Here is a 19387-nt window from a genome sequence, read left to right on the forward strand (position 1 = left end):
GACCGCGCATTGCAGTTTTGTGAAGCCGAGCCAAACGCCGCGGCCGACGGTCATTTTTTTAGCGGTGTTGGAATCTCAAAGCTGACGGTCTTGCTGTCGATGACGTGGTGCGTCGGATCTGCCAGCTCCAACAGGACCTTGTGGGGTCCTGGCTTCAGTCCGACCACGATCACGGTCTCGCCACTGGCATCGACAAAATGCCACGGGGCGTCGTCGACCGTGATATGGACGTGGCCGATGCGCGGCGATACGTCGAGCGCGCCCTTGCCAAACACCGGCACGACGCGGAGATTCTCCGTGGTGTACTGAATGAAGACAAGACCCTGCGCCAACTGCTCGGCGAGCGGCGGATCGACGATCAGCCGCGCAGGCGCCTCGTTTTCGATCGCGACCAGCGGCGACGGGCCGCGCACGTCTCTGGCGGTTTGGGCGACGGCGGCTGCTGCGAACAAGGTGGAGGCCGCCAGAACGGCTATGCAGTCGAGAGCGGCATACATGTCCGTTTCCTTCCGGACTGATCAGGCGATCTTGCGGGAGAGGAAGTTGCGGATCAATGGGACCATTTCGTCGAACTTGTCCTCGAGCGCGAAATGGCCGGTATTGATGAGGTGAAACTCCACCTGGGGCAGGTCGCGTTTGTAGGGATGGGCGCCATCGGCCGGGAAGATGAAATCGTTCTTGCCCCAGACGATCAGGGTCGGCGGCTTGTGCTTGCGGAAGTAGGCCTGCACCGCGGGATACAGCGGCAAATTGGTCCGATAATCGTAGAACAGGTCCATCTGGATTTCGCTGTTGCCGGGACGGTCGAGCAGCGCCTGATCCTGCACCCAGTTGTCGGGTGAAATCCGGCTGACGTCGGACATGCCGTCGGTGTACTGGAATTTCGTCGTTTCCAGCGTCACCAGCTTCATCAATGCCTGCCGGCTGGCATCGGATCCGTCGGCCCAGTATTGCTTGATTGGATTCCAGAACTCCTTCAGCCCTTCATCATAGGCGTTGCCGTTCTGCACGATCAGGCCGCTGATGCGCTCTGGATTCTTGAGCGCCAGGCGCCAGCCCACGGGAGCACCGTAATCCATGACATACATCGCGTAGCGGGTGACGCCGAGCTGGTCGAGCAGGCCGCCGACAAGCTCGCCGAAACGGTCGAACGTGTACTTGAATGTCGCACGCGGTGGCATCTCGCTCTGGCCGTAGCCGGGATAGTCGGGAGCGATCACGTGGTACCTGTCGGCCAGTGCCGGGATCAGGTTGCGGAACATGTGCGAGGAGGTCGGGAAGCCATGCAGCAACAGCACGACCGGCGCGTCCTTTGGACCCGCCTCGCGATAGAAGATCTTGATCCCGTCGACGGTCTTGGTTCGGTGATAGGTGACCGGATAGGCGCCGGCGGTGTGTTCGTCGCGCTCCGGCTTCGCGGATGCCGCCGTGGAAGCAACTGCGACAGCCGCTCCGGACAACCCAAGAACGAGACGGCGACGATCGAGGAGCGATGGCTTGGATGTGGTCTCTACGATTTTCATGTCAATGTCCTTTCAATACGATGAGTTCGTCGACGGCCGAGAGGGATTTTTCAAACGCCCTGATAGACCAGCCGGGTGAAGAAGCCGGGATCGATCACGAATTGCCCCCATATCGCGTCGAACGCCGCGGTCGGCTTCGCCGCAACGGTTTCATCCCGCGTTCGTCCCTCCTTCTTGAGGCGCGCGACGTTGTCGCGGATCCCGACGAGCATGTCGCGAAAGGCCTGGAATTCGGCCTTGTTGCCCACCGGCTTGCCATGCCCGGCGATGACGATCGTGTCCTTGTCCATCGCCGCGAGATTGGCGTCGCATGCAGCGATCATCCCGTCGATGCTGCCACCGGTCGAATAGTCGATGAACGGATAGATGCCGTTCCAGAACATGTCGGCGACATGAATGATATTGGCTTCTGCGAAGGTGACGGAGATGTCGCTGTCGGTGTGTGCGGGCCCGTAATACTTCAGGCCGATCGAGGTTCCGTTGAGCTTAAGCTCGCGGCTGTCGGCAAAGACTTCGCTGGGGATTCCGCCCGCGCCGAGCGGAAGGAAATTGTAGTCCCAGTCCTCGACCCGCTGCACTTCGGCAAGGTGTTTGCGGGTGTTTTCCTGCGCAATGATCTTGGCGCCGGCTGCATGCAGCCATTCGTTGCCATCGGCATGATCGAAATGCCAGTGGGTGTTGACGAGATGGGTGACGGGATCGGCGCCGAGATCAGCCAGCGCTTTGGTGAGTTGTGGACGTGAGACGCGGATGCCCGCATCGATCAGGACTTTGCCGTCGGGCCCGGTCAGCACGGCAATGTTGCCGCCGGAGCCTTCCAGCACGGTGATGTTGTTTCGGAGCTTGTGCGTGACAATCGACGATACCGCAGCACTGTCCTTGATCAGGCTGACGATGCCTCGCGCTTCTGCGTAGGCTTGCCTCGGGCTAAGCCATCCCGAAGCGGCGGACGCTGCGGCGCCGACGCAACACAGGCAGAAACCGCGTCGGGATAACGACGGGAGCTTTGGCGAACGCATGCAATTTTCGCTTTCTCGAGCGACAATCGACGGCGCCAATGATCGACCCCGCTGTCACGATGGAGCGTGGGGCCAATGCAGCAAGCAGTCTATCACGATAGCACGATCGACTGCGCTTGCGCTCAGCCGCGAGTTACTCCTTTACCGCGCCGGTCAGCGACGACACGTAGTAATCGACGAAGAGCGAGTAGAAGATCGCAACCGGCAGCGAGCCGAGCAGTGAGCCCGCCATCAGCGCGCCCCACTGGTAGACGTCGCCGGTGACGAGCTCGGTCAGGATCGCGACCGGCACCGTCTTGTTGGCGCCGCTCTGGATGAAGGCGAGTGCGTAGATGAACTCGTTCCAGGACAGCGTGAAGGAGAAGATGCCGGCCGAGATCAGGCCGGGCACCGCCAGCGGTAGCGTGATCCGGCGCAGGATCTGGAGCCGTGTGGCGCCATCCACCAGCGCGCATTCCTCGAGTTCGTAGGGGATCGACTTGAAATAGCCGATCAGGAGCCAGGTGCAGAACGGCACCAGGAAGGTCGGATAGACCAGGATCAGGGCAAGCGGGCTGTCGAACAGGCCGAACTGCACGACCACGGTTGCGAGCGGAATGAACAGGATCGATGGAGGCACGAGATAGGCGAGATAGATGCCCAGCCCCACATAGGGGCTGCCGCGGAAGCGCAAGCGTTCGATCGCATAGGCGGCAAGCGTGCTCGCGATCAGCGACAGCGTGGTCGCGCCGATCGCGACCAGCATCGTCGTCCACAGCCAGCGCGGATAGGCGGTGTCGAACAACAGGTGCTTGATGTGGGCCAGCGTCGGCGAGGAGATCCAGAACGGGTTGTGCTCCCGGTAGTTCATCAGCTCGGCGTTCGGCTTGAACGACGTGATCGCCATCCAGTAGAACGGAAACAGCAGGATCAGCACGAAGCAGCCGAGCGGCAGATAGATCATCATCAGTCGCCGCAGCCCGGAATCCCAGGCCATGGTGTCCGGCACAGCCTTCGCGTCGGCGACGGCCGGTTGCGCCACTGTATCAGTCATTGCTCTCTCCTTGCTGCCATTTGCGGCGCGCCAGGCCGAAATAAGAGAACAGCGTCGCGAACACCAGGAACGGGATCATCGACACCGCGATCGCCGCGCCCTCGCCGAGCTCGCCGCCGGCAATGCCGCGCTGGAAGGCAAGCGTGGCGAGCAGATGGGTCGAGTTGCCGGGGCCGCCACGGGTAATGGCGTAGACCAGCTGGAAGTCGGTGAAGGTGAAGATGATCGAGAAGGTCATGACGATGGCGAGGATCGGCATCATCATCGGGAAGGTGATGTAGCGGAAGCGCTGCCAGGCGCTGGCGCCATCCAGCATCGCCGCCTCGTAGAGCGAGGGCGAAATGGTCTGCAGGCCCGCCAGCAGCGAGATCGCAACGAAGGGAATGCCGCGCCAGATGTTGGCGGCGATTAGCGAGAAGCGCGCCGGCCAGGGCGAGCCGAGGAAGTCGATATTGCTCGTGCGCCAATGCAGCACATCGACCAGAAGGTAGGAGATGATCGAGAATTGCGGATCGTAGATCCACCAGAACGCCAGCGCCGAGAGCACCGTCGGCACGATCCAGGGCATCAGGATGATCGCACGCAACAGGCTCTTGAACGGAAAATGGTTGTTGAGCAGCAGCGCGAGCCAGAAGCCCAGCGCGAACTTCCCGAAGGTCGCGATCCCCGTGTAGACCACGCTGTAGAACACCGCGTTCCACCACAGGGAATCGGTGAGCAGATACTGGAAATTCTCGAAGCCCACGAAGACGCCTTTTCTGCCGATCGTGGTGTCGGTGAAGGCGAGCCAGATGCCGAGGCCGAGCGGATAGGTCAGGAACACCGTAAGGAGCCCGATCGCGGGTGCGAGGCACATCACGATCAGGAAGGGCTTGTAGTCGAACAGGCGCACCAGCCAGGAGGGCTGCCGTCGTGCGAGTACGGGGGAGGAGAGGGTGGTCACGGACATCGGTCAGGCGTCCTGTTTTAGGCTGTCACCACATCCGTCATTGCGAGCGAAGCGAAGCAATCCAGTCTGTCTCCGCAGTTACAGTCTGGATTGCTTCGTCGCTTCGCTCCTCGCAATGACGGTCGCTTTATCGTCCAGCGTTACTTCTGCCGCCGGAAGTACCGCTTGCAGCGCTGCTCGGCTTCCGCGGCCGCGGCTTCCGGCGTGGCAGCGCCGGTCGCGACGGACGCGAACATCTGAATCAGCACGTAGTCGGCGCTCACGGCACCGGTCGCAGTCGAGATCGGGCCCGCGTAACCGTCGTAATAAGTGCTGTTCATCGTGTCCTTGAACAGCTTCACCTTCGGGTCCTGCGACCACACGGCCGCTTCGGCATAGGCCGCGAGCGGCTGGGACCAGTAACCGGAGTTGGCGTTGAGCCAAGGCTCGTATTGGTCCTTTTCCAGCATGTATTGCAGGAAGGCCTTTGCGGCGTTGGGATACTGGCTGTGCTTGAACACCATGGCGTTCAGCGTCAGGCCCGCCATCGGCGACACCTTGGCCAAGCCCTTCGGCAGCAACTGATGCTCGCTGTCGTCGGCGATCGCCTTGGTCGCCGGATCGTTCTTCAGCGAAAAATAGAGCGAGACGCCGTTGGCGGTCAGCGCGATCTCCTGTGCGGCGTAGGCGCGATTGTTGCTGACGTCATTCCAGGACGTCGTGCCGGCGATGAAGGTCGGGTAGAGCTGCTTGACCCAGTTCAGCGCGGCGATCGTCTCCTTGCTGTTGATGATGACGTTGCCCTCTTCGTCCAGCAGGGCCGCGTTGTGCGACCATAGCGCCCAGCTTGCGAATCCGTTGCCGTCCCCCTTGGCATTGCCGAGGGCGAAGCCCGCCGGCTTGCCGGCCTTCTGGAGCTTCTGGCACAGGTCGAGGATTCCGGCATGGTCTTCTGGCACCTTGTCGAAGCCGACCGATTGCAGGATCGACTTGCGATAGATCACGGGACCCGCGGTGGCTCCGAACGGCAGCCCGATCCAAATGGGGCTCTTGTTCTTCTTGCCGTAGCGCTGCGCCAGCGGCAGCCAGCCGCCGTACCGTTTGCCGAGGTAGTCGGCCACATCGGTCAGCTCGATCAGCTTGTCGACGTAAATGTGCGGTGCGTCGGAGAAGCCGATGATGATGTCGGGACCGGCGCCGGAATTCGAGGTCACCGCGGTTTGCTGGTTGATGTCCTCCCAGCCGACGAAATCGACCTTGACCTCGACGCCGGTCTCCTTGGTGAATTTCGCCGCATTGGCGCGGAACACATCCTCGTCGGCCTGGACGAAACGTACCGGTCGCAGCATGCGCAGGGATGCGCCTTTCTCGATCGGCAGTTTCGGTGCGGGGACGTCCGCGGCCTTGATCGTGGATTGGGCATTCGCCGGAGCACCGGTTGCCGCGATTGTCGCAGCGGACAGGCCCAGCGCCAAGGCATCACGACGTGTGATGTCGTTCCTCATCGGTTCCTCCCTATGTTTTTCCCTTCCCGGCGTTGATCGCCGGTGAAGGGTCTTTCCGGTTGCCGGCGCGCCTTCGCGGCCGCCCGCCTAGCTGTTCGGGCCGCGGTCCATGCTGACAGGTTGCCAGCGGCGGAGCGCGGTGTCTTGCAGCACCGACGGATTGACGCAGCTTACCGGCCACATGCCCTGAAGCACCAGTGACAATTCGTAGCCCACCCGGCGCTTGCGCGCCTCGTCGAACCGTGCCGAGGCGGAGGCGACGTGGGCGGTCAGGGTCACATTCTCCATGCCGAGGATGGGGTTGTTGTGCGAGGGCGGCTCCTTCTCCAGCACGTCGAGGGCGGCATGGGCAATCCAGCCCTCCTGAAGCGCCTTGATCAAGCCTTCCTCGTCCACGGTGGCGCCGCGGCCCGTGTTGATGAAGACCGAGCCCTTCTTCATCTGCCGGAAGTGCTTCTCGGTGAGCATGTGATGCACCTCGGGTCGGGCGGGCGCGTGCATCGAGACGAAGTCGGATTGCGACAACACCTCGTTCAGCGTCGCCGGAATCACGCCGTGGTCGGACATCAGCGTTTCCTGGATGAAGGGATCGTAGGCCATCATCCGCAGGCCGAAGGGAGCTGCGCGCTTCGCAACTGCACGCGCGACGCGGCCGAACGAGATGAAGCCGAGCGTCTGGCCCATCAGCCGTGGAATCTTCGACAACGCCGGCCGGCCCTCGGCCCAGCGGCCGCTGCGCACCATCCGGTCCTGCTCGACCACCCGCCGGAAGCCCGCGAGCAGCAGCATCATGGCGTGGTCGGCGACCTCCTCGATGAAGGTGTCGGGGATGTTGGTGACGGGAATGCCGCGCGCGGTCGCGGCCTTGATGTCGACGCTATCGACGCCGACCGAGCCGAGCGTAATGACCTTGCAGGTCTCCAGCGCGTCGATGATGGTCCTGGTGATCGGGATACCCTTGGCGTAGATGGCGTCCGCTGTCTTCGCGGCGGCGATGAACCCGGCCTCGTCGGCCGGCGCCTCGACGATCTCGGCGTCGATCGGATCGAGCGCCTCACGCTCGTAGGAATAATCGCTGCTCGCGACCGTGAAGCTCGCGCCCTTCGGCGTCACCACCCTGTATTTCGGCATTTCCTGCTCCCGATTTGGTTTCTTGTTGTGACCCGGACTTTGCGCGAGTCTTTGCGTCTTTTACGCGAAATCGGGGCGGTTGCGTACAATCGGCGGTTGCCGTGGCGGCGATTGTGCGACGGCCCCGACGTTTCCTCCGTGCCTTTACGGGGCGCTCCGTAACAGGTTGCTAAGGGGTCGCCACTAAAAGTTGTTTCAATTGCGATCGATTCGCTCGTGCGTCCTTGTCCTTTTGTTGCCGGAGCCATCCCGTGAAATTGAGCAATCTGAAGATCGCCCCCAAGCTCGGCATTCTCGTCGGCGTCACCTTGTTCGGCCTGTGCATCTCCGGATTTCTCGCAGGCTATCTGATGAAGCGCGAGATGGTGAATGCACGCGTCGAGCAGACTAAGGCCATCGTCGAGGTTGCCCGCAACATGGCCCTCGCTCTCAAGAAACGAGTCGATGCCGGCGAGATGACGAAGGACGCGGCGATGGCCGAGTTTCGTCTGCTCGGCAACGCGATGACCTACGACAAGGGCGCGGGCTACCTCTTCGGCACTTCGTATGACGGCATCACGCAGCTTGCGCCCGACCCCAAGCAGGTCGGCCTGAACCGCATGAGCAATCTGACCAACGGTCGCAATCTTTCCAAGGAATGGATGGATGGCGTCAAGGCCAACGGCGAACTGCTGCTCTTCTACGAGTTCATGAAGCCGGGCCAGGAAACGCCGATCCGCAAGATCGGCTATGCGGTGGCGGTACCCGGCTTCGACATGTATCTCGGCACCGGCGGCTATCTCGACGATATCGACGCCAAGATGGTCCCGATCTACTGGCTGCTCGGGCTTGCCATGCTCGGCATCGTGGTCGTCGCGGGCAGCGTCGCTTGGGGGCTTGGCCGCAGCATCACCCGTCCCTTGGCGCTGCTCGGCGCCCGCATGAAGGATCTCGCCGAGGGCAAGCTCGAGGGCGACATTCCCGGCGTCGGCCGCGGCGACGAGGTCGGCGCAATGGCGTCGACCGTCCAGATCTTCAAGGACAACGCACTGCGCATTCGCGACCTCGAGAAAACCGAAGCCGATGCCAAGGATCGTGTCGCGGCGGAACGTCGCAGCGCGATGGAGGGTATCGCCAGCGATTTCGAACGCAGCGTCAACGGCATCGTCCGCTCCGTCTCCTCGGCCGCGACGGGCATGCAAGCCACTGCGCAATCGATGACCGCGACCGCCAGCGACGCCTCTTCGCGTGCGGCGACCGTCGGCGCGGCCTCGCAGAGAGCGTCGGGCAATGTCGGCACGGTCGCCGCGGCTGCCGAAGAGCTGTCGAGCTCGGTTGCGGAAATCTCGCGCCAGGTCACCCGCTCGACCGAAGTGGCGAGCCGCGCCGTCAACGACGCCGAGCGCACCAATGCCACGGTGCAGGAACTCTCCACCGGCGCCGAGAAGATCGGCGAGGTGGTCAAGCTGATCCACTCGATCGCGGCGCAGACCAATCTGCTCGCCCTCAACGCCACCATCGAGGCGGCGCGTGCCGGTGAGTCCGGCCGCGGCTTCGCCGTCGTCGCTTCCGAGGTCAAGGCCCTCGCCAACCAGACCGCCAAGGCGACCGAGGAAATCTCCGCCCAGGTCGCGGCGATGCAGACTTCGACCAGCGATGCGGTCGCCGCCATCGGCGGCATCACCCAGACCATCGCCGAGATGAGCGAGATCACCGCGGGCATTTCCGCGTCGATCGAGCAGCAGGGCGAGGCGACCCGCGAAATCGCCCGCAACATCCAGTCGGTCGCGGCCGGATCGAACGAGATCAACGCCAATATCGGCAGCGTCACCTCGGCCGCGGAAGCGACCGGCACGGCGGCAAGCGACGTGCTCACCAACGCCCGCGAGCTCGACAGCCAGTCGGGCGCGCTGCGCAGCGCAGTCGACGGCTTCCTCGCCAAGGTGCGCGCGGCGTAAGGCTTGCACTGAATTCGTAGGGTGGGCAAAGACGCGAGGCGTCGTGCCCACCTTTTCTTTTTGAGTTCGCGGTAACTTCTCGGTGGGCACGCTTCGCTTTGCCCACCCTACGAGACCGCCCTACTGCTTCTCGATTCCCGCCTCGCGGATCAGCTTCTCCCACAACACGAGCTGTTCGTTCACGAACGTGCCGAGCTGTTCCGGCGTGCCTGAAAACGCGTCCATGCCGAGGGTGGCGAGCTGGGCCTTGATCTCCGGCTTCTCGACGATCTTCCGGATCTCGGCGTTGAGTCGCGTCACGATCTCCTTGGGCATGCCGGCGGGGCCGAAATAGCCCTGCCACGACGAGATGTCGAAGTCCGGCACGCCGGCCTCCTGCATCGAGGGCAGGTTCGGCACCAGCGACGAGCGGTCCTTTGTCGTGACGGCGAGGGCGCGTAGCGCGTTGCCCTGGACATGCGGCAGGCCGGTCAGGATGTCCACGAACATCATCGAGACGCGTCCGCCCATGACGTCGTTGAGCGCCGGCGGCGAGCTCTTGTAGGGCACGTGCAGGAGGTCGAGCCCGGCATTGTGCGCAAAGGTCGCGCCCGACACGATCGCCGAGGACGAGCCCGAGGCGTAGCTCAGCTTGCCCGGATTGGCCTTGCCGTAGGCGATGAGCTCGCCGACCGTCTTGGCCGGCACCTCCGGGTGGATCACCAGCATGAAGGGCAGGTCGCCGGTGCGCGCGATCGGGGTGAAGTCCTTGACCGGATCGTAGGTCAGGCTTTTGAGCAGATAGGGATTGGCCGAATGCGTGGTGTTGGTGGTCACCAGCAGCGTGTAGCCGTCGGGCGCGGCGCGCGCGACATAGGTGGCGGCGATCATGCCGTTGGCGCCCGCCTTGTTCTCGATGACGATGCCGACGCCGAGCGCCTGCGACAAATGCTGCGAGATCAGCCGCGTCGTGGTGTCGGTGCCGCTGCCGGCCGCGAACGGCAGCACCAGCGTGATGTTGCGGCTCGGATAATTGTCGGCCTGCGCAGCGGATGCGCCAGCGAGACAAAGGGCGGCCGTGCCGATGGCACGCAGGTTTCGGATCAACGCTGAAAGCATGTCTGGTCGTTCCCTCTTTTTTCGTTGGCGGGGAACCTAGCGTCTCCTCGTCGAAATCGGAAGACGCGAGTTTGTCGCCTCGTCTCGCGGTGCGGAATTACTTCACCGCAGACCCTTGGCGCGAGGCGATCACGACGCCGGCGAGCACCAGCAGGTAGCCGATCAGGTGGAACGGCTGGATCTTTTCGCCGAGCAGCAGGATCGCCATCGCCGAACCGAACACCGGCACCAGATGGAAGAACGGCGCGGCGCGGTTCGGGCCGATCAGCGCCACGCCCCGGTTGAAGAACAGATAGGCCAGCGTCGAGGGAAAAATCAGGATGTAGCCCAGCGTCGCCAGCGTCACCCCGTCGAGTTGCAGAACGCGGCCGCTCCAGGCTTCCCAGATCGCGGTCGGCAGCAGCATCGTCGCGCCGCAGCAGGTAGTGAAGGAGAGAAATGAGAGTTGGTGGATCTTCGGTCGCCGCGGGATGAAGGCAGAGTAGATCCCGAACGCCACCAGCGAGGAGGCGAACATGATGTCGCCCCTGTTGAAGCTGATACTCGCGAGCGCGGCGAGATCGCCGCGCAGGATGATGATCAGCACGCCGAGAAGCGAGATCGCGATGCCGGCGAGCTGCGCACCGGTCAGCCGCACGCCGAACAGCACCAGCGACCACAGCGCCACGAACAGCGGTCCGGCCGACTGGATCAGCAGCGCGTTCAGCGCCTCCGTGTACTGCATCGCCCAGTACGAGATCGCGTTGTTGAAGGCAAAGCCCACCAGCGACAGGAGCAGCATCAGCGGCAGGCTCTTGCGCAAGTTCGGCCAGTCGCGCTTCAGATGCGGCCAGGCGAACGGCAGCAGGATCAGGAACACGCCAAACCAGCGGATCGTGGTCACCGTCAGCGGCGGCACATGCGCGCCGACGTGGCGCGCGAGCACGATGTTGCCGGCCCAGAACAGCGAGCTCAGGCTGAGCAGCAGATAAGGCTGGTTGTTGAGCCAGCTGGCCGGATTGGAGGCGGGTGGCGCGGGCGAAGCGATCGTCATTGGCGTTCGACGCGAGCTTGCGCCGGATTTACGTCGTGACACAAGTCACGCGGTCGCAATGCTACAATGCAGGCATGACCAGAGGAGGCGGCATTGGCGGTTAATATGTTGAACATCGACGGCCTGGATCGGCTCGATCGGCATGCACCGGTGGTGATGTTGAACCTGATGCGCTTCCACGCGCGCTCGGGCGACGGCGACGGTTCCGGCTGGGACGCCTATTTGCGCTACAGTGCGGTCACAGTGCCGATGATCAAGGCGCGCGGCGGCACGCTGCTCTGGACCGGCGACGCCAAGGCGGTCGCGCTCGGCCCGCAGCAGGGCAACGACTGGGATTTCGCGGCGCTGGTCTATTATCCCACGGTTGCGGCTTTCATCGACATGATGACGTCGGAGGCCTACGAGACCGAGGCCGATCCGCACCGCGTCAACGCCTGCGCCGAGCACGTCATCATTGCGACCAGCGAAGCGTACAGCAAGTTCAAGGTGAAGTAGCCTTGGCTGCCGCGCGGCACGGCGCTTTCCTTCTCCTACGACGGAGAAGGAGGACCTATGCCGCCTGCTTCCGTGACGCCACGAACACGCCGGCCAGCACCAGCGCGAAGCCGATGAAATGGAACGCCTGGGGGTGCTCGCCCAGAAACACCATTGCCATGATCGAGCCGAACACCGGCACGACATGGAAGAAGGGCGCGGCGCGGTTGGCGCCGATCAGCCGGACTCCGCGATTGAAGCAGAGATAGGCGAGCGTCGAGGGGAACACCGCGACATAGAACAGGGTCAGGAGGTTCGGCCCGTCGAGCTTCATCATGGGGCGCGCGGACAGCTCCCAGATCTCCAGCGGAATGAGACAGGCAGCACCGCAGCCGAACGTGAAGGCGAGGAACGACAGGCCGTGCATCGGCGGCCGCTTCAAGGTCAGCACCGAATAGAGCGCGAAGATGATCAGCGCGACGACGAAGATGAGGTCGCCCTTGTTGAAATCGATATTCGACAGCGTGGTGAAATCGCCATGCAGCAGGATGATCAGCACGCCGCACATCGACAGCAGCACGCCGAAGGCCTGCGCCGCGGTGAGCCTGATACCGAGGATGGCGAGCGACCACAGCGCCACGACCAGCGGCGCGGCTGACTGAAGTAGCAGCGTGTTGAGCGCCTGCGTATGCTCCAGCGCCCAATATTGCAGCGTGTTGAAGGCGCCGATGCCGGTGATCGAGAGCGTGACCATCAGGCCGAGCTTGCCGCGGATCGCGGGCCAGTCCTGCGCAAGGTGTTTCCAGGCGAACGGCAGCACCAGCAGGAAGGCGAAGAACCAGCGCAGGAACGACAGCGTCACCGGCGGGATGTGACCGGCGGCGAGCCGCCCGACGATGGCATTGCCGGCCCAGCACAGCGCGGTGATGCTGAGCAGAAGATAAGGCTGGTTGGCGATCCAGTTGTGGCCGGACGTGGCGGCGCCGGTGGTCTCGTCGGTGGCGGACATCGTGATTGTTGTGGCTCCGCGTCATGCGCCGAGCCTCCGGCCCGGTGGCACCCGGGCCAGTTCAAACCCGGCCCGTTCAAAGACACGGAAATCCGGCCGATATCAATGGCGCGAGGCGCATCGCGTCCATGCACGGCGGCGGCCGGAACCCGCTCAACGCTTCAGTCCGGCACGGATCGCAAACGGCTTCAACAGTTCGGCGCAGGCGAGATAGACGACCACCAGAAGCGCGATGCCGGCCATCATGAGCGGTGGCGGCGCAACAAAGCCGAACCAGGCGCCGACCGGCGTGAAAGGCACCACCATTGCGACCAGCAAGGCGACCAGCGATGAGACGGACAGCACCGGATCGGGCCAGCTGCGCCACGGTCGGCCGTTGGTGCGAATGATGAAGATCACGAGGATCTGCGTCGCCATGGACTCTATGAACCAGGCGGTGCGGAATTCGTCCGGCGACGCCTGAAACAGCATGATCAGGGCGCCGAAGGTGAGGAAGTCGAAGACCGAGGACAGCGGCCCCATGATCGCGGCGAAACGCACCAGCCGCGTCATGCTCCAGACCTGCGGCTGCGCGGTGGCCGCGCGCGAGACCTGGTCGAAGGGAATGCCGAGCTCGGAGAGATCGTAGAGCAGGTTGTTGAGCAGAATCTGCGTCGGCAGCATCGGCAGGAACGGCAGCGCCATCGAGGCGATCGCCATCGACAGCATGTTGCCGAAATTCGAGCTCGCGCCCATCCGGACATATTTCATGATGTTGGCGAAGGTGCGCCGGCCCTCTTCGACGCCGTCGGCGACGACTTCGAGATCCGAGGCGAGCAGGATGATGTCGGCGGCGGCCTGCGCCACGCCGGTCGCGCCTTCGACCGACAGGCCGATATCGGCGGCCTTCAGCGCCGGAGCGTCGTTGATGCCGTCGCCCAGGAAGCCGACCACAGCGCCGCCGGCCTGAAGGGCCTTCACGACGCGCGACTTCTGATCGGGCGCAAGCCGGCCGTAGGCGTCGGTCGATTGAACCTGGACCGCCAGTGCTTCGTCGCTGAGCTCGGCGATGTCGGCTCCCGATAGGACGCGATCGGCGTTCAGCCCGACCAGGCCGGCGAGCCGCTTCACCACCACCGGATCGTCGCCCGACAGGATCTTCAGCGTGATGCCGGTTGCCGCGAGCCGTGCGATGGCGGCCGCGGCCGTCGGCTTGGGCGGATCGGCGAAGGCGCAAAAACCTTCGAAGACGAGATCGGTCTCGTCTTCGGTCTCGACCTCGCGCGTTGCGCCGGTCCACGGGCGCGAGGCGATCGCGATGCTGCGGAGCCCTTCGCTCGCGAGCTCGTGCACGCGGGCGATCGCGCGGGTCCGGGCGCCGTCAACCATCACGCACAGCTCGAGCACCGCCTCAGGCGCGCCCTTGACGATGAGCAGCGCGCCTTCGGGACCGGTCGCGAGCACGGATCCCAGCCGCCGTGAAAAGTCGAACGCCTGCCTGCCGGCGAGGGTCCAGCCCTGTGCGGCATTCGACTGGCCGGCAACCAGCGCCGCGTCGAGCGAGCCGCGATCGCCGCCGAGTTTCGCGGCGATGGCGCCGAGCCGCGCGGCGCGGGCATCGTCCTTGCCGGCGGCATCGAGGCTCTTGGCCAGCGTGATCTCGGCCGAGGTCAGCGTGCCCGTCTTGTCCGTGCACAAGACGGTCATGGCGCCAAGATCGTGGATCGCGGCGAGGCGCTTGACGATCACCTTGCGGCCGGCCATGCGCAGCGCGCCGCGCGACAGCGTCACCGTGGTGATCATCGGCAGCAGTTCCGGCGTCAGCCCGACCGCGAGCGCGACGGCAAACAGCAGCGAGTCCATCACGGGGCGGCCGAACACCACGCGGACGCTGAGCACGACCAGCACCAACGCCAGTGTGGCGCGCGCGATCACGAGGCCGAATTCGCGCAAGTCGCGTTCGAACGGCGAAGGCATCTGGGCCTCGGCAAGCGCGGAGGCCGCCGCTCCGAACACTGTGTCGCGTCCGGTCCTGACGACGAGCGCGATCGCCTCGCCGGTTTGCGCGACGGCGCCGCGAAACAGTGCATTCGACGTGTCGTCCGGGTCGGTGATGGCACCGGCGCGCTTCTGTACCGGATAGGGTTCGCCGGTGAGCGCCGCTTCGCCCGCGGTGAAGGCTGTGCACTCCAGGATGAGCGCGTCCGCGGGAATGATGTCGCCTGAACGGACGCGCAGGATGTCGCCCGGCACCAGCCGATCGACGTCGATCTCGCGGAAGTCGTTGTCACGTCTGACTTCGGCCTTGAGCGCAACCGATCGGCGGAGCACTTCCGCGGCCTGCAACGCGTGGCCTTCCTGAACAGTGTCGAGCCCGATCGAGAGCGCGAGTATCAGGACAATGATGAGCCCGCCGATATCGTCGCCGGTGAGCATCGAGACGATGCCGGCAACCAGCAGAATCAGAGACAGCGGCTCCAGCAGCCGGCGCATGATCGCGCGCGCCGCCCCCTCGACGCGTGGCCGCGCGTCGCTGTTCGGCCCAAAGCGATCGAGGCGCTCGGAGGCGTCCGCGGCGGTCAGGCCGGTGAGGCCGCAGCCCAGTCGCTTGCATAATTGATCGGGTGAAAGATGCCAGAAGCGGTCGTCGGCGTGCGCTGGACTGTCCGACAAGCAAGGCCCCCGATTCGAATTGTCTCGTCAGGCAAATGCCTCGAAATTCGGTGTAACCTGTTGACCTACCGCAATTTGGATGGCCGCGAGCGCCTGGCTTCGTTGGCATCTGCCGACTGAAACGACGTGCTGCACGGCATTGACCTCGAGCTCGACCATTGCTGCGACCGCATCATCGAAGTGGTCGACGGCCGCATCCGGGCCTAACGTCGTAGAGCCCGTCCGACAAAGCGGATTTTTAGGGGATATCAAGGGCTTGGATAGCGCATTGGGCCCCGAAAAAGCCCCGTTCTTGCTTGCTTACAGAGGCTGCATCCTTTATCCGGTTGGCTGCCTCGCGTTCGAGCGGCCCCGGCCGTGATTGGGCTGGGCGCATCTAACAGATTGCATAGGGATTACCCGCGAATGGCCAATGTTGTCGTCGTCGGCGCCCAGTGGGGCGACGAAGGAAAGGGCAAGATCGTCGACTGGTTGTCGGAGCAGGCGGACATCGTCGTCCGTTTCCAGGGCGGCCATAACGCCGGCCACACGCTGGTGATCAACGGCAAGACCTACAAGCTGGCGCTGCTGCCCTCGGGGGTGCTGCGCGAGCAGAAGCTGTCGGTGATCGGCAATGGCGTCGTTTTCGATCCCGCCGCCTTCCTCGACGAGGTCACCAAGCTGCGGTCGCAGGGTGTCGCGGTCAGCCCGGACAATCTTCGGGTCGCCGAGAATGTCACCCTGATCCTGCCGCTCCATCGCGAACTCGACGCGCATCGCGAATCCGCCAATGCGGCGACCGCGATCGGCACCACCCGCCGCGGCATCGGCCCGGCCTACGAGGACAAGGTCGGCCGCCGTGCCATCCGCCTGATGGACCTCGCGGATCTCGACACGCTGCCGCACAAGATCGACCGGCTGCTGGCGCATCACAACGCATTGCGCCGCGGCCTCGGCCTGCCGGAGTTCGACGGCAAGGAGATCCTGAATGAATTGACCGCGCTGGCACCTCAGCTGCTGCCTTATGCCGAGACCGTGTGGCGTCTGCTCGACATCGAACGGCGCGCCGGCAAGCGCATGCTGTTCGAGGGCGCGCAAGGCGCGCTGCTCGACGTCGATCACGGCACCTACCCTTACGTCACCTCGTCCAACACGGTGGCGGCGCAGGCCGCGACCGGCTCGGGACTCGGCCCCGCCGCGGTCGGCTATGTGCTCGGCCTCTGCAAGGCCTATACGACCCGCGTCGGCCAGGGCCCGTTCCCGACCGAGCAGGACAACGAGACCGGCCGCAAGATCGGCGAGCGCGGCCGCGAGTTCGGCACCAATACCGGGCGCCCGCGCCGCTGCGGCTGGTTCGATGCGGTTCTGGTCCGCCAGGCGGTCCGGACCTGCGGCATCAACGGTCTGGCGCTGACCAAGCTCGACATCCTCGACGGCTTCGACACGATCGAGGTCTGCACCGGCTACAAGCTGGACGGCAAGGAGATCGATCATTTCCCGGCGGGTGAGGGGGCCCAGGCCCGGGTCGAGCCGATCTACGAGACCATCGAGGGCTGGAAGGAGCCGACCGCCAATGCGCGGTCCTGGGCCCAGCTGCCGGCCCAGGCGATCAAATATGTCCGCCGGATCGAGGAATTGGTGGGGTGCCCGGTCGCACTGCTTTCCACGAGCCCTGAACGCGAGGATACTATCCTGGTACAAAATCCGTTTGAGGCTTAACGATCTCTTACCGGGACGCGCGTATAATTGAGTAGAAATGGCTGATTACTATCCGCTGATCGCCCGCGCTATTGCCGCCCTGGACCCCAACGCTCCCGGCGAGAGCCGTCGCGCGCTCTACGAGCGGGCGCGCACGGCGCTGATCGCGCAGCTCCGCAGCGTGCAGCCGCCGCTCTCCGAATCCGAGATCACCCGTGAGCGGCTCTCGCTGGAAGAGGCCGTCCGCAAGGTCGAATCGGAGGCTGCCCAGCGTGCCCGCGAGGCCTCGCGCCCCGGTGGCGGCACCCGCAGCAGCAGCGGCAGCGGCGACGCCTTCCGCCGCGCCAGCACCCGCGCCACCGAGGGCAACTCGCCCGCGCCCCAAACCGCTGCCCCGCCGCGTACCCGTCCGGCTCCGCCGCCGCCGCGCGCCGACCGGCCCTCGTTCAACGTTGATGACCAGGGCGACGCCCCGCGTGCGCCGCGGGCTCCGCGTTTCGATGCGCCGCGGCCGCAGGGTCCGTCGGCGCCGCCGTCGATGCCGGAGCCTCCGCCGGCCGGACGTGATCGCGCCGGTGGGCGCCGTCCGCCCGACATGGGACCTCCGCCGCCGCTGCCACCGGCACCGGGCGTGCGCGGCTTCCGCGACATCACGGCCGACGCCAACGATCTCGGCGGCGCCGCCGCGCAGGCCAACCGCGCGGCGCGCCGCACCTACGCCAACGTGCCCTCGCCCTCGCCGGAATTCGATCGGCTCGAGCCGAGCCTGGAAAATCGCGCGGCCGGAGCGGACGCGCCGTATTCCTACGACGAATCGATCGAGGAAGCTGAGCGCTACGCGCCGCAGTCGCAGCCGCAGCGTCCGCACATCCCCGTTCTCGACCGCGAACCGAAGAAGAAGCGCGCCCGCACCGGCTCCGTGTTTCCGTTCAAGAGCGCGATCGCCGTCGGCATCGTGCTGATCCTGGTCGGTGCCGGCATCCTGTGGGGCAAGCAACTGGTCCAGACCGCGACCAACCTGTTGAAGTCTTCGCCGACGCAAGTGGTGGAGGCGCCCAAGGATTCGTCTCAGCCGCAGAGCAAGCCCAAGATCCCGGATCGCGTCGGCCAGCCCTCGGCCAGCGACCAGCCGGTCGCGCCGGTGGCGCAGAAGGTCGTGCTCTACGACGAGGATCCATCCGATCCGAAGGGCAAGCAATATGTCGGCTCGGTGGTGTGGCGGCTCGAGCCGATCAAGGCGTCGGGCAACCAAAAGGCCGACGTCGCCGTGCGCGCCGACATCGAGATCCCCGATCGCAAGTTCAAGATGACGATGTCGTTCCGCCGCAACACCGACTCCTCGCTGCCGGCGAGCCACACCGCGGAGCTGACCTTCGTCCTGCCGGCGGACTTTTCAGGCGGCGGCGTCGCCAACGTGCCGGGCATCCTGATGAAGTCGAACGAGCAGGCACGCGGCACGCCGCTCGCAGGCCTCGCGGTCAAGGTCACCGACGGCTTCTTCCTGGTCGGCCTCTCCAACGTCGACGCCGACCGCAGCCGCAACGTCCAGCTCCTGAAGGAGCGCTCCTGGTTCGACGTGCCCCTGGTCTACGCCAACCAGCGCCGCGCCATCATCGCCATCGAGAAGGGCGCTCCCGGCGAGCGCGCCTTCAACGACGCCTTCGCGCAGTGGGGCGACTAGATCTCTACTCCGTGAGACCTCGGCCTGCATGGTTCGAGACGCCCGCCTCGGCGGGCTCCTCACCATGAGGGTTTGATATCTCGCCGCGAAACGAGACCTCATCCTGAGGGCCCGCCCCTTGGGCGGGCGTCTCGAAGGATGGCCGCAGGTACGCTCTCTCTCTCTCTATTGCGCCGTGGCTTCCCGCTTGCGCGATGTCGCGGCGGCGTGCTCGCGGTCCATCACGGCGCGACAGCCGGGGCTGACCTGCGACCTGTTCCGCACCATGCAGGCGGTGATCCTGGGGATGTCGGGGATCTCACTGGAGCACAGCCGCATCGCATCGCCCGAGCACATCTGCTGCGCTTCGGACGAGAACGCGAAGCCCGGCGAGGTCGGGATTGCGATGGTGGTGGCGAGGGCGAAGAGAGTTGTGATCGTCTGATTGCGTGTCATGCAGAATGCGTCCCCGAGTTCCGTGGGCTTGAGCCACTTGATTTTTGGGGCGCCGCACGCGGCTTGACCTGCCGCATGTCTCAGCCATCACGCCGGGACCTCAATCCCGCATGTGGTTGCTCGATCTCTCGTGATGTTCGAATCGAAAAGTGCTGCGCCGCCCGAATCAAGTATGCGCCATTGTCGCGCGGCCGCAATGCCAAGCGAAAAGGAATTCGCAATTGTTGCGCGCACGTCACGCACAATGCGACT

General features: G+C 64.7%; 16 protein-coding genes. 4 read left to right on the plus strand and 12 right to left on the minus strand.

The annotated features are described in order from the left end of the window. Positions 1–50: 50 nt before the first annotated feature. From ABIB90_RS12165 to ABIB90_RS12195, 7 genes are all read right to left on the minus strand, one after another. Positions 51–497: a DUF6130 family protein gene (locus tag ABIB90_RS12165; protein WP_354200725.1), complete on the minus strand. Its 447-nt coding sequence runs from the start codon at positions 495–497 to the stop codon at positions 51–53. Positions 498–518: 21 nt separating this feature from the next. After that, complete coding sequence (locus ABIB90_RS12170; RefSeq protein ID WP_354200726.1) at positions 519–1523, minus strand: alpha/beta fold hydrolase; 1005 nt, start codon at positions 1521–1523, stop codon at positions 519–521. Between the two features lie 50 nt (positions 1524–1573). Continuing rightward, on the minus strand, positions 1574–2542 hold the full coding sequence (locus ABIB90_RS12175; RefSeq protein WP_354200727.1) for an MBL fold metallo-hydrolase: 969 nt from the start codon (positions 2540–2542) through the stop codon (positions 1574–1576). A gap of 133 nt (positions 2543–2675) precedes the next feature. Further along, positions 2676–3575 carry a carbohydrate ABC transporter permease gene (locus ABIB90_RS12180; protein WP_219681670.1) on the minus strand — a complete coding sequence of 300 codons (900 nt, stop codon included), beginning with the start codon at positions 3573–3575 and terminating at the stop codon, positions 2676–2678. Next, the gene (locus tag ABIB90_RS12185; protein WP_007596214.1) at positions 3568–4524 is read right to left on the minus strand and encodes a carbohydrate ABC transporter permease; all 957 of its coding nucleotides are present in this window, start codon (positions 4522–4524) and stop codon (positions 3568–3570) included. Before ABIB90_RS12185 ends, ABIB90_RS12180 begins: the two co-directional genes overlap by 8 nt. 140 nt (positions 4525–4664) lie before the next feature. Next, entirely contained in the window at positions 4665–6008 is a 1344-nt protein-coding gene (locus ABIB90_RS12190; protein ID WP_354160065.1) for an ABC transporter substrate-binding protein, read from the minus strand. Between the two features lie 87 nt (positions 6009–6095). Next, positions 6096–7139: a C-terminal binding protein gene (locus ABIB90_RS12195; protein WP_354160067.1), complete on the minus strand. Its 1044-nt coding sequence runs from the start codon at positions 7137–7139 to the stop codon at positions 6096–6098. 251 nt (positions 7140–7390) lie between these two features. Between ABIB90_RS12195 and ABIB90_RS12200 the strand changes: the two genes are divergently transcribed. Beyond that, positions 7391–9076 (plus strand): methyl-accepting chemotaxis protein, encoded by a 1686-nt coding sequence (locus ABIB90_RS12200; protein ID WP_354200728.1) that lies wholly within the window; start codon positions 7391–7393, stop codon positions 9074–9076. Positions 9077–9196: 120 nt separating this feature from the next. Here the strand turns inward: ABIB90_RS12200 and ABIB90_RS12205 are convergent, their stop codons facing one another. Both ABIB90_RS12205 and ABIB90_RS12210 read right to left on the minus strand, forming a co-directional pair. Beyond that, a complete protein-coding gene (locus tag ABIB90_RS12205; protein ID WP_354160071.1) occupies positions 9197–10174 on the minus strand; it encodes a Bug family tripartite tricarboxylate transporter substrate binding protein in 978 nt (325 codons plus the stop codon). A gap of 97 nt (positions 10175–10271) precedes the next feature. Continuing rightward, the gene (locus tag ABIB90_RS12210) at positions 10272–11207 is read right to left on the minus strand and encodes a DMT family transporter (protein WP_354200729.1); all 936 of its coding nucleotides are present in this window, start codon (positions 11205–11207) and stop codon (positions 10272–10274) included. Between the two features lie 105 nt (positions 11208–11312). Between ABIB90_RS12210 and ABIB90_RS12215 the strand changes: the two genes are divergently transcribed. Continuing rightward, positions 11313–11702, plus strand: a complete 390-nt coding sequence (locus ABIB90_RS12215; RefSeq protein ID WP_007596202.1) for a DUF1330 domain-containing protein — start codon at positions 11313–11315, stop codon at positions 11700–11702. Positions 11703–11757: 55 nt separating this feature from the next. On the opposite strand, the gene ABIB90_RS12220 is transcribed toward ABIB90_RS12215, so the two are convergent. Both ABIB90_RS12220 and mgtA read right to left on the minus strand, forming a co-directional pair. Beyond that, on the minus strand, positions 11758–12690 hold the full coding sequence (locus ABIB90_RS12220; protein ID WP_007596200.1) for a DMT family transporter: 933 nt from the start codon (positions 12688–12690) through the stop codon (positions 11758–11760). Positions 12691–12843: 153 nt separating this feature from the next. After that, entirely contained in the window at positions 12844–15342 is a 2499-nt protein-coding gene (gene mgtA / locus ABIB90_RS12225) for a magnesium-translocating P-type ATPase (RefSeq protein ID WP_354200730.1), read from the minus strand. A 405-nt stretch (positions 15343–15747) separates the two neighbouring features. On the opposite strand from mgtA, the gene ABIB90_RS12230 reads away from it, so the two are divergent. Together ABIB90_RS12230 and ABIB90_RS12235 are read left to right on the plus strand one after the other, a co-directional pair. Then, positions 15748–17040: an adenylosuccinate synthase gene (locus tag ABIB90_RS12230; protein WP_354160079.1), complete on the plus strand. Its 1293-nt coding sequence runs from the start codon at positions 15748–15750 to the stop codon at positions 17038–17040. A 37-nt stretch (positions 17041–17077) separates the two neighbouring features. Next, positions 17078–18700, plus strand: a complete 1623-nt coding sequence (locus ABIB90_RS12235; protein WP_354200731.1) for a hypothetical protein — start codon at positions 17078–17080, stop codon at positions 18698–18700. A gap of 165 nt (positions 18701–18865) precedes the next feature. On the opposite strand, the gene ABIB90_RS12240 is transcribed toward ABIB90_RS12235, so the two are convergent. Beyond that, positions 18866–19135, minus strand: coding sequence for a hypothetical protein (locus tag ABIB90_RS12240; RefSeq protein ID WP_354160083.1), 270 nt, complete (start codon positions 19133–19135; stop codon positions 18866–18868). Positions 19136–19387 lie beyond the last annotated feature (252 nt).

Origin of the sequence: Bradyrhizobium sp. JR4.1 (genome assembly GCF_040548605.1) — a bacterium.
Lineage (GTDB): Bacteria > Pseudomonadota > Alphaproteobacteria > Rhizobiales > Xanthobacteraceae > Bradyrhizobium > Bradyrhizobium canariense.

Excerpts from the sequence above, each read along its gene's own strand:
- ABIB90_RS12165 (WP_354200725.1), bottom strand. The coding sequence starts at position 497 with ATGTATGCCGCTCTCGACTGCATAGCCGTTCTGGCGGCCTCCACCTTG.
- ABIB90_RS12170 (WP_354200726.1), bottom strand. The coding sequence starts at position 1,523 with ATGAAAATCGTAGAGACCACATCCAAGCCATCGCTCCTCGATCGTCGC.
- ABIB90_RS12175 (WP_354200727.1), bottom strand. The coding sequence starts at position 2,542 with ATGCGTTCGCCAAAGCTCCCGTCGTTATCCCGACGCGGTTTCTGCCTG.
- ABIB90_RS12180 (WP_219681670.1), bottom strand. The coding sequence starts at position 3,575 with ATGACTGATACAGTGGCGCAACCGGCCGTCGCCGACGCGAAGGCTGTG.
- ABIB90_RS12185 (WP_007596214.1), bottom strand. The coding sequence starts at position 4,524 with ATGTCCGTGACCACCCTCTCCTCCCCCGTACTCGCACGACGGCAGCCC.
- ABIB90_RS12190 (WP_354160065.1), bottom strand. The coding sequence starts at position 6,008 with ATGAGGAACGACATCACACGTCGTGATGCCTTGGCGCTGGGCCTGTCC.
- ABIB90_RS12195 (WP_354160067.1), bottom strand. The coding sequence starts at position 7,139 with ATGCCGAAATACAGGGTGGTGACGCCGAAGGGCGCGAGCTTCACGGTC.
- ABIB90_RS12205 (WP_354160071.1), bottom strand. The coding sequence starts at position 10,174 with ATGCTTTCAGCGTTGATCCGAAACCTGCGTGCCATCGGCACGGCCGCC.
- ABIB90_RS12210 (WP_354200729.1), bottom strand. The coding sequence starts at position 11,207 with ATGACGATCGCTTCGCCCGCGCCACCCGCCTCCAATCCGGCCAGCTGG.
- ABIB90_RS12215 (WP_007596202.1), top strand. The coding sequence starts at position 11,313 with ATGTTGAACATCGACGGCCTGGATCGGCTCGATCGGCATGCACCGGTG.
- ABIB90_RS12220 (WP_007596200.1), bottom strand. The coding sequence starts at position 12,690 with ATGTCCGCCACCGACGAGACCACCGGCGCCGCCACGTCCGGCCACAAC.
- ABIB90_RS12230 (WP_354160079.1), top strand. The coding sequence starts at position 15,748 with ATGGCCAATGTTGTCGTCGTCGGCGCCCAGTGGGGCGACGAAGGAAAG.
- ABIB90_RS12235 (WP_354200731.1), top strand. The coding sequence starts at position 17,078 with ATGGCTGATTACTATCCGCTGATCGCCCGCGCTATTGCCGCCCTGGAC.
- ABIB90_RS12240 (WP_354160083.1), bottom strand. The coding sequence starts at position 19,135 with ATGACACGCAATCAGACGATCACAACTCTCTTCGCCCTCGCCACCACC.